17 protein-coding genes are annotated in these 13349 nt (G+C 63.9%); 11 read left to right on the top strand and 6 right to left on the bottom strand.

All coding sequences use genetic code 11. The annotated features are described in order from the left end of the window. From KZA10_RS01235 to KZA10_RS01215, 5 genes are all read right to left on the bottom strand, one after another. On the bottom strand, positions 1 to 344 hold a 344-nt coding region (locus tag KZA10_RS01235; protein WP_218681954.1), incomplete at its 3' end, for a MarR family winged helix-turn-helix transcriptional regulator. 291 nt (positions 345 to 635) lie between these two features. After that, entirely contained in the window at positions 636 to 1175 is a 540-nt protein-coding gene (locus tag KZA10_RS01230; protein WP_229778948.1) for a signal peptidase II, read from the bottom strand. Further along, positions 1172 to 1780 (bottom strand): cadmium resistance transporter, encoded by a 609-nt coding sequence (locus tag KZA10_RS01225; RefSeq protein ID WP_141386902.1) that lies wholly within the window; start codon positions 1778 to 1780, stop codon positions 1172 to 1174. The genes KZA10_RS01230 and KZA10_RS01225 overlap by 4 nt, the downstream gene beginning before the upstream one ends. Continuing rightward, a complete protein-coding gene (locus KZA10_RS01220; protein ID WP_218681953.1) occupies positions 1780 to 3690 on the bottom strand; it encodes a cation-translocating P-type ATPase in 1911 nt (636 codons plus the stop codon). The genes KZA10_RS01225 and KZA10_RS01220 overlap by 1 nt, the downstream gene beginning before the upstream one ends. Next, positions 3687 to 4046: a helix-turn-helix transcriptional regulator gene (locus KZA10_RS01215; protein WP_218681952.1), complete on the bottom strand. Its 360-nt coding sequence runs from the start codon at positions 4044 to 4046 to the stop codon at positions 3687 to 3689. Before KZA10_RS01215 ends, KZA10_RS01220 begins: the two co-directional genes overlap by 4 nt. Positions 4047 to 4175: 129 nt before the next feature. Between KZA10_RS01215 and KZA10_RS01210 the strand changes: the two genes are divergently transcribed. The 11 genes from KZA10_RS01210 to KZA10_RS01160 all read left to right on the top strand — a co-directional run bounded on the left by KZA10_RS01210 (position 4176) and on the right by KZA10_RS01160 (position 12735). After that, positions 4176 to 5180 (top strand): acyltransferase family protein, encoded by a 1005-nt coding sequence (locus KZA10_RS01210; protein WP_058631452.1) that lies wholly within the window; start codon positions 4176 to 4178, stop codon positions 5178 to 5180. 66 nt (positions 5181 to 5246) lie between these two features. Continuing rightward, a complete protein-coding gene (locus KZA10_RS01205; RefSeq protein ID WP_153002304.1) occupies positions 5247 to 5720 on the top strand; it encodes a hypothetical protein in 474 nt (157 codons plus the stop codon). A 70-nt stretch (positions 5721 to 5790) separates the two neighbouring features. Then, positions 5791 to 6456 (top strand): thioredoxin domain-containing protein, encoded by a 666-nt coding sequence (locus KZA10_RS01200; RefSeq protein WP_058631453.1) that lies wholly within the window; start codon positions 5791 to 5793, stop codon positions 6454 to 6456. Continuing rightward, positions 6453 to 7442 (top strand): NAD(P)/FAD-dependent oxidoreductase, encoded by a 990-nt coding sequence (locus KZA10_RS01195; protein WP_306300775.1) that lies wholly within the window; start codon positions 6453 to 6455, stop codon positions 7440 to 7442. Before KZA10_RS01200 ends, KZA10_RS01195 begins: the two co-directional genes overlap by 4 nt. A gap of 8 nt (positions 7443 to 7450) precedes the next feature. Then, entirely contained in the window at positions 7451 to 8365 is a 915-nt protein-coding gene (locus KZA10_RS01190; protein ID WP_058631454.1) for a cation diffusion facilitator family transporter, read from the top strand. Then, positions 8358 to 9026 carry a copper resistance protein CopC gene (locus KZA10_RS01185; protein ID WP_058631455.1) on the top strand — a complete coding sequence of 223 codons (669 nt, stop codon included), beginning with the start codon at positions 8358 to 8360 and terminating at the stop codon, positions 9024 to 9026. Before KZA10_RS01190 ends, KZA10_RS01185 begins: the two co-directional genes overlap by 8 nt. Then, complete coding sequence (gene lspA / locus KZA10_RS01180; RefSeq protein ID WP_218681951.1) at positions 9019 to 9552, top strand: signal peptidase II; 534 nt, start codon at positions 9019 to 9021, stop codon at positions 9550 to 9552. The genes KZA10_RS01185 and lspA overlap by 8 nt, the downstream gene beginning before the upstream one ends. Continuing rightward, a complete protein-coding gene (locus KZA10_RS01175) occupies positions 9549 to 9884 on the top strand; it encodes a DUF6804 family protein (RefSeq protein ID WP_045278974.1) in 336 nt (111 codons plus the stop codon). Before lspA ends, KZA10_RS01175 begins: the two co-directional genes overlap by 4 nt. A 25-nt stretch (positions 9885 to 9909) precedes the next feature. Beyond that, on the top strand, positions 9910 to 10860 hold the full coding sequence (locus KZA10_RS01170; protein ID WP_058631457.1) for a cytochrome c oxidase assembly protein: 951 nt from the start codon (positions 9910 to 9912) through the stop codon (positions 10858 to 10860). After that, a complete protein-coding gene (gene lnt / locus KZA10_RS01165) occupies positions 10844 to 12448 on the top strand; it encodes an apolipoprotein N-acyltransferase (RefSeq protein ID WP_193752184.1) in 1605 nt (534 codons plus the stop codon). Before KZA10_RS01170 ends, lnt begins: the two co-directional genes overlap by 17 nt. Further along, positions 12445 to 12735: a DUF3515 family protein gene (locus KZA10_RS01160; protein ID WP_308289566.1), complete on the top strand. Its 291-nt coding sequence runs from the start codon at positions 12445 to 12447 to the stop codon at positions 12733 to 12735. The genes lnt and KZA10_RS01160 overlap by 4 nt, the downstream gene beginning before the upstream one ends. A 24-nt stretch (positions 12736 to 12759) precedes the next feature. Here KZA10_RS01160 and KZA10_RS01155 read toward each other — a convergent pair. Then, on the bottom strand, positions 12760 to 13349 hold a 590-nt coding region (locus KZA10_RS01155), incomplete at its 5' end, for an IS3 family transposase (RefSeq protein WP_256934236.1).

Genomic DNA, 13349 nt, shown 5'->3' with positions numbered 1-13349 from the left:
CGTCCGTGCACGGTGGCGAGCGCGCGGAACGCCTTCGCGCCCTCATCGGTCGCGCGGATCAGGGCACCGCGACCGTCGTCGGGGTCCGCGCACTTCGCCACGAGTCCTCGCGTGACCATGCGGTCGACCAGACGCGAGACGCTGGGCTGACTGATCAGCATGTTCGAGGTGATGTCGCGCAGCCGCGCGGTCATGTCGGGGGAGCGGGTCACCGTGAGCAGCACATCGTATTCGGCCTGTGTGATATCGCTGTGCTCGAAGTCGCTCAACATCTCGGTGAACAACTGGTGCTGCGCGCGGAACAGGCTCTCCCAGGCCTCCAGGGCGAGCTTGCGATCGGTCATCATCACAGGATAGTGCGAACAGTAAAGGGCCGGTCGGAGAGGCTACCGACCGGCCCTTGTCCCTTGCACCAAGAGTGTCCTGCAATCACATGCGGTGAGTGCCACAGCAAACATTCACCGTGTGATCACTGTATAACGGCGAGATAACGAATGCAACGGTTTGGTCACGAAAGGTTCGGGTGGGTGTTGTTGTCCTGTCTCACCGGATCTGTAGAAATCTCACGTACCTGTAGAACGTCTCACTGGAGTTGTAGATTCTCATCGGAGTTGTAGACTGCTCCTGGATGAGGTCTACGTTTCGTTCTTTCGTTCGGTGTCGTTGCGGATCGCCAGGAGGGCTCCGGCGATAGCAGCGGTGAAGATCACGATGTCGGCGATGTTCCCGATGAACCAGTTTCCGTAGGCGAGGAAGTCCACGACATGTCCGCGGGCGAATCCAGGATCTCGGAAGAGACGGTCGCCTGCGTGTGATGCTGCGGCTCCACCGAGCGCACCGACGACGATGGCCCACCCCCGGCGTTGAACTCGGAACGCGAACACGATCGCTGTGACGGTAGCGGCGACAGCGAGCAGCGCGAACACCCAGGTGAAGTCTTCGCCGAACGAGAATGCCGCTCCCGGGTTATAGGCGAGCTGCAAACCCAGCAGATCACCGATCAGCGGGATGCGCTCACGCTCGGTGAGGGTCGCTTCGGCCCACACTTTCGTTCCCTGATCAATCAGGACGACAACCACGGCGATCAGGAGCGCTCCACCAGTGAGCTGCCACCGCCGCGTCGACGACAGCTTGCGCGCAGCGGGCGGGTGAGCCTCATTCTGGGAGGAGGTCATGCGAGCACCTCGATCAGACGGACAATGACCCCAGATTCGATCAGAATGAACAAGCCCAGACCGATGAACACGGCCGGTACGAGCCAGTGCTCGATGCGTTCCAGCCCCTCGGTGACGGCCTTGTTGGTGCCGATCAGTCGTCCGGCAGCGCACCAGACGGCGACGAGGATGAGGAACACGACGATCATGATCGCGACGTCGCCGGGGGCGCTGGTGCGGAAGATCGGCGTGTAGAGGGAGATGTTGTCGGCCCCGTTGGCGATCGTGATCCCGGCGACGCCCCAGAGTCCGACCGCGGTGATCTTGGCGTCATCATCGTCGTCATCACCGTTTCGACGCAAGCCGCGCACGAGCGTCCAGATGCCGATGCCGAGCGGGATCAGCCCGAGGAAGCCCACCCATTCGTCCGGGACGATCGTGAGGCCGAGCGCGGCGATCACGCTGATCACGACGAGGGTGATGAACCCGAGGTACTGGCCAGCGACGATCTGCCACGGTCGCGGCTTTCCTCGGCTGGAGGCGAGGAACAGCACGGTGAGCACGACAATGTCGTCGATGTTGGTCGCAGCGAACAGGCCGATCGCTGATCCGATGGTCGCGAGCATCAGCTCTTCACTCGCGGAGTGCGGGCGGCGCGCAGGCCGTTGAGAATAACGATGACCTCGGCGACCTCGTGGACCAGGACGACCGCCGCGAGCCCCAGCACGCCGAAGAGCGCGAGCGGGAGCAGTGCGGTGATGATCAGCAGCGACAGGATGATGTTCTGGTTGATGATCCGTCGACCGCGCCGGGCGTGGTCGAACGCGCGCGGGATGAGACGCAGATCATGGCCGGTGAAGGCCACGTCGGCGGATTCGATCGCTGCGTCGGAGCCGGTCGCTCCCATCGCGATGCCGATGTCTGCGCCGGCGAGGGCCGGGGCATCGTTGATGCCGTCACCGATCATCGCGACCGGCCCTACCTTCGATAGCTCCGCGATCGCGGCCGCCTTGTCCTCCGGGCGCAACTCCGCGCGCACGTCACTGATCCCGGCCTGCGCAGCGAGCGCACGGGCAGTCCGGGCGTTGTCGCCGGTGAGCATCGTCACGCCGATGCCCTGACCTGTGAGAGTTCCGACCACCTCGGGGACTTCTGGGCGCAGTTCGTCACGGACACCGATCGCGGCGATCGGCGTCCCGTCACGATGCACGATCACGACGGTCATGCCCTGCTCCTCTAGCCCCGCGACCCGATCCCCGAGCGCGCCGGCGTCCAGCCAGCGGGGGCTTCCCACAGTGATTCTCGAGTCGTCGACCGTGCCGTCAATGCCGTGACCCGCCCGCTCGGTTACGTCCGCAGCGGCTGTGACACCCGGAGCGGCCGCCGTGATCGCGGCCGCGAGAGGATGCGTGCTGTGCTGCTCCAGTGCGGCCGCCCACGCCAGAGCCTGAGCCTCCGACACGCCATCTGCGGTGAGGACAGCGGTAACCATGGGCTCGTTGCGGGTGAGGGTGCCGGTCTTGTCGAGGGCAACGTGCCGGACGGTGCCAAAGCGCTCGAAGACGGCACCGGACTTGATGATCACGCCGAACTTGCTCGCGGCGCCGATCGCCGCGACGACCGTGAGTGGTACCGAGATCGCGAGTGCACACGGAGAAGCTGCGACTAGCACGACGAGCGCGCGAGTGATCCATACCTCCGGATCGCCCAGCAGCGACCCGATGATCGCGACGAGTGCCGCGAGGATCAGAACACCGGGAACGAGCGGGCGGGCGATCCTGTCCGCGAGACGAGCACGCTCGCCCTTCTCAGTCTGTGCTTTCTCTACCAGCTCCACGATCGTCGTGAGCGAGTTGTCGGTGCCCGCAGCCGTCGTCTCGACCTCTAGCGCGCCGGCGCTGTTGATCGCACCGGCCGACACTGCATCGCCGGGCTCCACCTCGACCGGGATCGATTCCCCGGTGATCGCCGAGGTATCCAGGCTGGAGCGACCAGAACGCACGACCCCATCAGTCGCGATCCGCTCACCCGGGCGGACCACCATGACCTGGCCGACCGTCAGCTCTCTTGCCTGCACCTGCACGGTGGTGCCGCCCTGAAGCACGGTCGCTGTTTCCGGCACGAGCTTCAGTAGTGCCCTCAGTCCGCCGCGGGCGCGGTCCATCGCCTTGTCCTCAAGCGCCTCCGCGATCGAGTACAAGAACGCCAGAGCTGCAGCCTCCTCCACGTACCCGAGGATGACGGCACCGATCGCGCTGATCGTCATCAGCAGCCCGATGCCGAGCTTGCCCTTGAACAGTTTCCGGATCGCGCCGGGCGTGAACGTCGATGCGCCCAGCAGCAGTCCGACCCAGAACAGCACCAGTGCCGGGATCTCGAGCCCGGACCACTCGAAGATCAGACCGACGAGGAACGCAACGCCGGAGAACACCGGCACCATGACCCCGCGGTCTCTCCACCAGGGCCGCTCGGCCTCTTCGATCTCTTCGCCTGCCGTCGCGGCAGGCTCGTGCTCGCAGCCACACGCCTCGCTCACGCGTCAGCCCCCGTCCCACAGCAGCCAGCCACCATGCACGCTGAGTCCACGCAGGGCGCGTGCTCATCGACCGCCAGTGTCACGTCCACGAGCGCGACGAGCGCAGCCGCAAGATGCGGGTCGGCGATCTCGTAGCGGGTTTGGCGGCCCTCAGGCTCGGCGGCAACGATCCCGCAGTCACGCAGGCAGGTGAGATGGTTCGACACGTTGGAGCGCGTCAGCTCTAGCTCACGGGACAGGACTGCGGGGTAGCTCGGGCCACCGAGCAGAGTCATGAGAATCCGAGAACGCGTAGGATCAGCCATGGCGCGGCCGAGCCGGTTCATGACGTCGAGACGAGAAGCAATGGTCAGCATAAGCTGAACTATACAGTCTCCGCTGACCTATTTCCTATGCGGTCAAGCCAATGCCCTCAGGGCATGGTCTTCGAGCCCGAAAGAACGCTGCCGCCCAGAATGCACAGGCGAGCTCGACGCGTCTCTGACATGAGCCGTCTTCTGGTTCCGGACGCGCTCCGCGGGTTCGCGATTGTCGCGATGCTCATCGCGCACGCGGCTCCTTTCGTGCCGAACGCACCGTGGGCGGTGCAATTCGTCACGGCGAACTTCAGTAGTGTCGCGTCGCCGCTCTTCGCTCTTGTCATGGGCATGTCGGCGGAGCTTGTGTGGAGACGCGGCGGCGCTGTGGGGGTGACGTTGCTGCAACAGACTCTGCGTGGCCTGTTCCTCATCGTCCTGGGTGTTTGGATGGCCACGTGGGGCTCCTGGCTGGCGGTCATCCTGAGCTATCTCGGGCTGCTGATCATCATCGGCGCGCCCCTTCTACTCCTGCGCAGCTCGGTCGTGATTGCCGCGACAGCGGTCCTTGTCCTGGCCAGTCAGCCATTGCTGAGCGTCGCACGCACCTGGATTTGGGTCTACACCGCGCCGCCGCCCGTGCGTGAGGTCACGACCTGGATGTTCCTGGGCCCTCAGTATCGGGTGGTCAACCTGTTGCCGGTGTTCCTCATCGGTGCCCTGTTGATCCGTCACGGCTTGAAACGCGATCGCTTGTTGTGGATCATGGCGGCTGTGGCGCTGTTGGCGTATCTTGCCTGGGGTTTCGGGCAGCGCTTCGGCACGGTGTTATCGGGGGACTACCTGGACTCTCTGAGGGATATTGGCTTGGTGTTCGCCGTCTACGTCTGCGTTGTGCTGGGGGCTACGGTGCGGCGGGAGCACGCAGAACGTTTTTGGGGTGCTGTCTTTGTTCCCTTGTGCGCCTGCGGTCAGGTGGCGTTGTCTCTGTACTTGCTGCACGGCAGTCTCATCGCATTTTGGAGTAACGCGTATGGCCGCCCTGCCGAGAACTTCTACTTGGGCTGGCTGGTGATCGTTCCGGGCATGATCGTGGTGGGTTGGTTGTGGTGGCGGTTCGTTGGAACTGGCCCAGTTGAATGGGTGATGGGCTGGCTCAGCGGACGTCCCAAGTCTTCCTCGCTTCGCCGGTAGAGCGGGTGCGTGGCTCTGGGGCTCGCAAGAAGACTTGATTGGTCGGGCTGGTACCATCCTGAGGTCATGGTCGTCCACGGTCGCGCTCACAAATGCGTTAGCCGAGCCGACGAGTTCCTGATAACGAAGATCATTACAGCCCTCGGGCTGGCGCTTCTTCTCGTTGTTGGAGCGTGGCCGGGCGGCCATCGTGATGCGACAGATGCGACTCCGTATCTGAGCACCACATCCTCGTCGTCACTAGGGACGCCTTCTGCTGGTCATTTTTCGGCGGGTTCGGGTGAAAGCGTTGTCGGCGCGACCGCGGAACAATTCCTGGCCGGGGATAGCGCGAACGACATCGTGATCGGCGTTGCCGGGTGCCTCTTGGGTATCATCTGCTGCTTCTTGGTGCTCATCGTCACGCGGAACTTCCGCCGTCACGTCCCCTCTTCTCACATTCGCGAACGTTTGCCGCGCGCACCATCACTGGCAGCTATGACGGGGCGCCTGTTCGCATTGCCTCCTTCTCTCACACAGCTTTCTCTGTCGCGGACCTGACTCCGGCGGCGCCATCTCTTCGATGGCGCTCCACTGGTCGTCCCCGTTCGTTGTGTGTGTCTGGAGTGTTATGAAATCTTCCGTGAAAGCGGTACTTGTCACCGTGTCTCTCGCCGTGGTGTTGCTGGTCGTCGCACTGGTCTTCGTCCTGATTAATCAGAATCAAGCTGCCGCACCCGAGACGGGGACCGCTGACGGTCCACAAGTCGTCCGTGAGAACTCGCACGTCCTCGATGACGGAGGAGAAGGGGCGGTGACGGTGGTCGAGTTCCTCGATTTCGAGTGCGAGGCCTGCGGTGCTTTCTATCCCCTCGTCGAGGATCTCCGCGGCAAGTTCGATGGCGAGATCACCTACGTGATCCGCTACTTCCCGCTGCCTGGTCACCTCAACTCAAAGAACGCCGCAATCGCTGCCGAAGCCGCAGCGCAGCAGGGACGGCTCGAAGACATGTATCACCGCCTGTTCGAGACGCAGTCTCAATGGGGTGAGGCTCAAGAGTCTCGTGCGGACCTGTTCCGGGGGTTTGCGGAGGAACTCGGATTGGACATGGCCGCGTTCGATGATGCGGTCGCTGATCCGGCGACAGCGGAACGGGTTCAATTCGATCTCGACGAGGGTGAGCAGCTCGGTGTCAGCAGTACCCCCTCGTTCTTCATCGATGGGGAGCCTGTCGTGCTGGAAACGTGGACCGATCTGGAGGACAGCATTGAAGCCGCCGTGAACGGTGCTGAATGATGGCGCGTTCGCTATCGCACCGTCGAGTCATCATCGTCGGTGCCGGGCACTCCGGATTGGCGACAGCCGCCGCGCTCAGGTCCTCTGGGCTTGAGCCACAGAAAGACTTCGTGATCATCGATTCTGCACCCCCCGGTCGACGAAGCTGGGCCACACGGTGGCAGTCGATGAAACTGCGCAGCGCGGCACGCCACAGTGTCGTCCGCGGGTTCCCTTTCCCGGGCGATGGAGACCGTCATCCGAGTGTGGATGAGATGTCCGATTACCTGTCTTCGGTGGAGAAAGCCCTCGGTGTGAAGACCGTGTGGGGCACTCGTGCTCTTGGAATCAACCGGTTGGGCGACGGATCCACGCTGCATCTGTCGACCTCCGCCGGGGAAGTGCAAACCCGAAATGTGGTCTGTGCAACGGGAGCTGCCGCGGTGCCGCGCATACCGGGCTGGCGCCCGGGATTGGCCGTACCCGGTGTTGTGCTGCATTCCAGCCAGTACCTCTACCCCGCCCAGATACCTCCCGGCCACGTGTTGATCGTTGGCGGCGGATTCAGCGGAGTGGAGATTGCTGAGGAGCTCGCGTCCTCCCACGACGTCACCCTCTCCACTCGAGCGGAACCCTCAGGGGTGTCGGAGCGGCCTATCTGGTCGAGGCTGCGACGTAAGGGTGCGCTCTCCGAGGCACGCCCCCGCGTAGCTTCGACAGACGTCACTCATGCCGTCGCCGTGACGGAGGTTCACGGAGACACCGTGATGTTCGCCGATGGGGCGTCCGTGAAGCCGCATTCCGTGATCCTTGCGACCGGGTACAGGCCGGCAGACGCATGGCTGCCCGATTCGGAGCCGCCCGGTCAGCCTTTGCACGTCAGTGCACGCATCCCGGGACTGTTCACTGTTGGCATGCCCCGTTACTCCCGGGCGGATGCGGACACCCTCGTTGGGGCGGGTCGTGATGCGGCGACCGTCGCCCGACTCATCGTTGGACGGCCGTAAGGAGCACCATGACAGAAGCAGGGCACAGTCACGGTATTGGTGACGCCACTCCTCGCAATCGCCTGGTCATCGCGTTCGCGATCACCTCTTCGGTCTTCATCGTCGAAGTGATCGGGGCGATTATCACAGGCAGCCTCGCACTGCTCGTTGATGCGGCGCACATGCTCACCGATGTCGTCGGGTTGGCGATGGCCGTCACCGCCGCGCATCTGATGAATCGTCCCCCGACTCCCAGGTACACCTTCGGTCTTCAACGCACGGAGGTGCTCGGTGCGCTCGCTCAAGCAGCTCTGCTGCTCGGGGTGGGTATCTTCGCGCTCGTGGAAGGCGTACGGCGGCTGTTCGAGCCCCCTGAGATCGCATCGGGAAGTCTGCTGTTCTTCGGCATCGTCGGTCTCGTCGCCAACATCGCCTCCATGCTCGTATTGTTCAGCGGCCGCGGACGCAACCTCAACATGCGCGCCGCGTTCCTCGAGGTCGTCAACGATGCCCTCGGTTCCGTCGGCGTCATCGCCAGCGCCATCCTCATCGCCGTTTTCGGTTGGTATCAGGCGGACGCCGTCGCGGGCGTCTTGATCGCGCTCCTCATCATCCCCCGCACCCTCATCCTGTTGCGAGCATCCGGCCGGGTATTGATGGAGTCCACACCTGCCGGCCTCGATCTCGAGGATGTCCGCCGCCACATCCTTGCCCTGCCGCACGTGGTCGCTGTGCACGACCTCCACGCGACCCAGGTCTCGACCGACCTCCCCACGCTCACCGCCCATGTCGTGGTCGATGACACCGTCACGATGGAAGCTTCCGCCGCACTGCTGACATCACTTCAGCAATGCGTCAGCGAACATTTCGCCGTGAGCATCGAACACTCCACCTTTCAGATCGAACCCGAATCCCACCCCGGAGAGCACGACACCCATGCATAAACGCCTCTCGGCACGCACCGCTGCCGTCCTCACCACCCTGTTGTTGTCGGCATCCGTCGTCCTTGGGACTGCATCTCCGGCGGCCGCTCACGACGACTTCGTTTCGTCGTACCCCACCGCCGACTCGACCATCAACGGCTCCCCCGACGAGATCTCTTTGATGTTCACCGGGGCCCTCACCGGTGGTGACGATGCAACGGTCGTCGAGGTTATCGATGAAAGCGGAGCAAACGTCGCCGTCGACCCGCCAACGGTGAGCGGTGACTCGATCACTCAACACCTCTCCCCCGACGCCGCAACCGGCATCTTCACCGTCCGCTGGAAGACCGTCTCCGCCGACGGACACCCGATCAACGGGGAGTATGTGTACACCGTCACGCCCGCGACGGACACGGAACCCAGCACTCCGACCACAAGCCCCACCCCTGAAACCTCCCCAACGGAGGAGCCGGAACCGGCCCGACCCGCGCAAACATACGGTGGCACGGCATCCGGTGGCGGTGCTTTCGAACTGCTCCCCCTGTTCTTCCTCTCGGGTCTGGCACTGATTCTGGGGATCGGCGTTGTGGGAGTGGTTATGGCCGGGCGCCAGCGTCACCAGCGCGACCGCGCACAGGCCGCCAAGGATGCTGCAGCTAAGGAGAAAGACGCCGATGCGTGATCGAGTCCGCCGGTCGGCCGTGATGCTCGTCGTCGCCGCCATCGTCATCCTGATCGATCAAGGCACCAAGACTCTTGCTCTGAACACGTTGCGGCAGGATGCGCGTATACCGCTGATCGGTGACTGGCTCGGTCTTCAACTGGCCTTCAACCCCGGGGCGATCTTCTCGCTCGGGGAAGGCTCCACATGGGTCATCACCGTCATCGGGGTCGCTGTCACCGCGGTCCTCATCGTTGCCGCCACCCGAGCCCGGAACGTGTGGTCGGCGGTTGGTTTCGGTTTCATCGTGGGCGGTGCGATCGGGAACCTCATCGATCGCTTATTCTCGCCGCCCGCGTTCGGGATCGGGCACGTCACCGATTTCCTCGCCTACGGGAACCTGTTCATCGGCAACCTCGCCGATATCGCTCTCGGCATCGGTGCCGTGTTCCTCATCGTCGCGGGTCTGCGCACGAGCCGTCGCCGGCCAGACCCCACGTCCCGCCCCGACGACCCTGTACCCGCCGAAGAAACGGTTCACCCATGAGTCCCAAAGAACGCGTCCCCTCCACTTACCAGCGGAACGCCCTGGCCCCCAGCCTCGTCGCCGCCGCGATCCTGTTTCTGGCCCCGGCGCTCTTCCAGGCGAATTGGGCGCCGCTCGTCCTCTTCATTGCCTCAATTTTCGGGCTGATCGTCGCGTGGTTTGCGCTCCAGGCACGCCACTGGTGGTGGATCCCGGTCTTCCTCGCCATTGCCGTGCTCTGGAATCCGGTGATGCCCTTCCCCTTCTCCGGTGTCGTGTGGACCACAGCACAACCCATCGCGGCCGTGGTGTTCCTGGCAGCGGGGGCGACGATCAAGGTGATCCGGAAGTGAACTGCGCGATCTTCTTGTCACGACCATGCGTATGAGCGGCGAGATCCCCGACAGCCCCCCATCTCTGCAGGCGTTCCTCGCACCGGCCGACATTCCGCTTCCAGTGCTACCGATCGTTGCGGGGATCCTCGCTGCGCTGTATCTCGTCGGCGCGATCCGGTTGTGGACGCACGGGCGTCGTTGGCCCGTGTGGCGCACGGTCAGCTTCCTGCTCGGGTGCGTTCTCCTCGCGGCGGTCACCGGTCTGGGTGTTGAAACCTACGGCCAGGCGCTGGTGTCCGTTTTCATGTTCCAGCAGCTCACTCTGATGATGATGGTGCCGCCGCTACTGGTCCTCGGCTCACCCGGAACCCTTCTTCTGCGATCAACACCGCACCATGGGGCGGGACGGGTAGTCCTCACAGCGGCCCACAGTGCTCTTCGAAGCCCGGCCGCGAAATGGATACTCAGCCCGTGGGCCACTGTCCCGCTGTACCTGTTCGCGTTCTACGGCATCTACCTTGCGGGTGCTGCCGATGCCATCCTCGCTCTCCCCGGGGGCCACGTCGCACTCGAGGTCGGATTCCTCCTCGCCGGCATGCTCTTCACCATCCCCATCCTGTCCTCCGATCCGCTGCCGGTCAGGTTGGGTCATGGTGCCCGTGCACTGGACGTGTTTGCTGAAGCCGCGCTCCACGCGTTCTTCGGGGTGTTCCTCATGATGGCCAGCACGATCCTGGTCGGCTCATTCGTCGCCCCCACCAAAGCACTGGGCATCGATCCCCTCGCCGATCAGCAGCTAGCCGGCGCTCTGGCATGGTCCTACGGTGAAGCCCCGACCGTGCTGATGTTGATCTACGTGATGCATCGCTGGTTCCGCAGCGACACTGCCCGGGCTGCCGCGGCCGACCGGTACGCCGACGTGCACGGGAACACCGACCTCGACATGTACAACGCCTACCTCAAAAAACTGAGCTCTCATGACCGTGACCGCTGACCCATTGGTGAGACACGCCCTCTCCGTTCGACCACGGCGCGGGAACCCCCGAGCGCACGATGCGCGCCTACCAGCTGGGGTGCCGTTTCCCGTAGCGATCGTCGCGTCCGCCATCGCAGGAGGCATGCTGGATCTCGCCTACCCCGCAAACGGGTGGTGGCCCGCAACGTTCGTGAGCGTAACCATCGGGCTGTGGACGCTCCGCGGACGCTCTCTACCCGGGGCGTTCCTGATCTCCCTCGTCTACGGCGCGACCTTCTACTTCACCCACCTGGTATGGGTGACCCGGTTTCTGGGACCCATCCCATGGGTCGCGCTGGCTGGCTTGGAATCCCTGCTGTTCGGTGCCGGCGGTGCGCTGATCGCACTCGCCTATCGGGTCACCACCACCCGCGCGGGATACGCGTATCGTGCGATCACTCCCATGCTCGTCGCCGGGGTATGGATGCTGCGAGAAACACTGATGGGGAGTACGCCGTACACCGGGTTCCCATGGGCGCGCGTCGGTTTCAGCCTCGCCGAGAGCCCGCTCGCGGAAGCCGCTTCATGGGTGGGAACCACGGGGCTGTCCTTCCTGACCGTTCTCGTCTGCGCGAGCGTCGTGGAAGCCCTCATCCTCCGCCGATGGGAGCCAGCAGCAACGGCCGTGGTCATCGTCGTTGCCGCGATAGCCATCCCTCTGTTCCCCACCGAGCAAGCGGGAATGATGCGCGTCGGATGGGTACAGGGCAACGGACCCAGCGGCTACTTCGACACCAGGACACCAGGCGACATCCTGCGCGCACAGGAAGAAGCGACATCTCCTCTCCTGGGGCGTGAAATGGACCTTCTCGTCTGGCCAGAAGGGGCCGTCGACGCCGATCCCCTGCGCGATGCCGCCGTCGCAGACCGCCTTGATCGACTCGTGCAGAGTGCCGGCACTCCGGCACTGGTGAATGCGGCAACCACCCGCGGAGCCGACACGTTCAACACCTCCATGCTGTGGACCAGCGCCGGGCCGCAGCAGCTCCACGACAAGGTCAACCCCGTCCCTTTCGGCGAATACGTCCCGGACCGTTGGTTCTACGAAGCCATCGCCCCCGACCTCATCGGATTGATACAACGCGAGTACACGCCCGGCTCCAACACACCCCTCATGAACGTTGACGATGTGCCCATCGGTCTGGCGATCTGTTTCGACGTCATCTACGACGACGTCATCCACCAAAGCGCTGCCTCTGGCGCGCAAATGTTCGTGTTTCAAACCAACAACGCGGACTTCAGAGGCACCGACGAGAACCTCCAACAGCTGGCCATCGCCCGCATGCGCGCGCTCGAAACAGGGAGAACTGCGGTGAACGTCTCCACCACCGGGACCAGTCAAGTCATCGGCCGCGATGGAAAGGTGCTGGCGCAGGTTGCGGTGGACACGACCGCGGCGAAGATCACCGAGGTCCCCCTCCGCACCGGCACGACTCTCGCTGTCGTGCTGATGCCGTGGCTCGACTGGATGCTCAGTATCGGAACGGTACTAGCGCTGCTCGTCATGTCGATCCGACCGCGACGGACTCGTGCTGACTCCCAGGAAGACGGATGGATGACGTTGTGAAGCTCAAGATTCTGACCTCTGTCGCGGCGCTGTGCGCACTGCTTGTGCTCACCAGCTGCGCACCCACCATCCACCTCGAGCCCGCAGCAAACGCGAACGACCCGCTGTGCGCAGAGGTCACCGTACGACTACCGGACTCAATTGGCGACCAGGCTCGCGTCTGGACGGACGCTCAGGCCACCGCAGCATGGGGTACCCCCAGCAGCGTGCTCCTCACCTGCGGGTTGGAGCCCCCGGCCCCCACCACCCTGCAATGTGTCAGCTTGGGTGGCGTCGATTGGGTCTGATGCAGGAACAGGTGACTGTTCTGGTCAGGCCGCGAGGGCCAGTTCTTCGTTCATGATGGTCTCGAACTCGACCGGCGTCAATCGACCCAGGCGGACCTGTCGACGTCGCCGGTGGTAGGTCCGCTCAATCCAAGTCACGATCGCGATGCGTAGTTCCTCGCGAGTGGCCCAGGAGCGCCGGTTCAGGACGTTCTTCTGCAGCAGGCTGAAGAACGATTCCATTGCCGCGTTGTCGCCGCAAGAAGCTACCCTGCCCATCGATCCGACGAGGTTATGCGCGGTGAGTTCTCGACGCAGCTTCCTGCTTCGAAATTGCGATCCTCTGTCCGAATGGACGATGCAGCCGTTCACGTTTCCGCGCATCCGGGCGGCGTTGCGGACAGCGCGGACCGCGAGAGACGCTTTCATCCTCGAGTCGATCGAGTAGCCCACGATCCGGCCGCTGAACGCGTCTTTGACAGCGCAGAGGTAGAGCTTGCCCTCGGCGGCTTGGATTCCAGCAGTCGTCGCAACACCAGCGGCGAGGAGCGGAGATGCCGGCGAGGAAGTACACCGAGCAGCAGAGGTTGGCGTTTCTGGCGTTGATCGATCGGGGCGGATCGGTGCGGGCAGCT

This window comes from Microbacterium sp. BF1, assembly GCF_019279095.1.
Lineage (GTDB): Bacteria > Actinomycetota > Actinomycetes > Actinomycetales > Microbacteriaceae > Microbacterium > Microbacterium maritypicum.
The sequence above is the reverse complement of the archived record's forward strand: the minus strand, read 5'-3'. Positions and strand labels throughout refer to the sequence as shown.

Bases quoted from the DNA above. Each gene is read 5' to 3' on its own strand.
- KZA10_RS01175 (WP_045278974.1), top strand. From the start codon at position 9,549: ATGAGTCCCAAAGAACGCGTCCCCTCCACTTACCAGCGGAACGCCCTG.
- KZA10_RS01225 (WP_141386902.1), bottom strand. From the start codon at position 1,780: ATGCTCGCGACCATCGGATCAGCGATCGGCCTGTTCGCTGCGACCAAC.
- KZA10_RS01200 (WP_058631453.1), top strand. From the start codon at position 5,791: ATGAAATCTTCCGTGAAAGCGGTACTTGTCACCGTGTCTCTCGCCGTG.
- KZA10_RS01230 (WP_229778948.1), bottom strand. From the start codon at position 1,175: ATGACCTCCTCCCAGAATGAGGCTCACCCGCCCGCTGCGCGCAAGCTG.
- KZA10_RS01190 (WP_058631454.1), top strand. From the start codon at position 7,451: ATGACAGAAGCAGGGCACAGTCACGGTATTGGTGACGCCACTCCTCGC.
- KZA10_RS01170 (WP_058631457.1), top strand. From the start codon at position 9,910: ATGCGTATGAGCGGCGAGATCCCCGACAGCCCCCCATCTCTGCAGGCG.
- KZA10_RS01185 (WP_058631455.1), top strand. From the start codon at position 8,358: ATGCATAAACGCCTCTCGGCACGCACCGCTGCCGTCCTCACCACCCTG.
- lspA (WP_218681951.1), top strand. From the start codon at position 9,019: ATGCGTGATCGAGTCCGCCGGTCGGCCGTGATGCTCGTCGTCGCCGCC.
- KZA10_RS01210 (WP_058631452.1), top strand. From the start codon at position 4,176: ATGAGCCGTCTTCTGGTTCCGGACGCGCTCCGCGGGTTCGCGATTGTC.
- KZA10_RS01195 (WP_306300775.1), top strand. From the start codon at position 6,453: ATGATGGCGCGTTCGCTATCGCACCGTCGAGTCATCATCGTCGGTGCC.
- KZA10_RS01205 (WP_153002304.1), top strand. From the start codon at position 5,247: ATGGTCGTCCACGGTCGCGCTCACAAATGCGTTAGCCGAGCCGACGAG.
- KZA10_RS01215 (WP_218681952.1), bottom strand. From the start codon at position 4,046: ATGCTGACCATTGCTTCTCGTCTCGACGTCATGAACCGGCTCGGCCGC.
- lnt (WP_193752184.1), top strand. From the start codon at position 10,844: ATGACCGTGACCGCTGACCCATTGGTGAGACACGCCCTCTCCGTTCGA.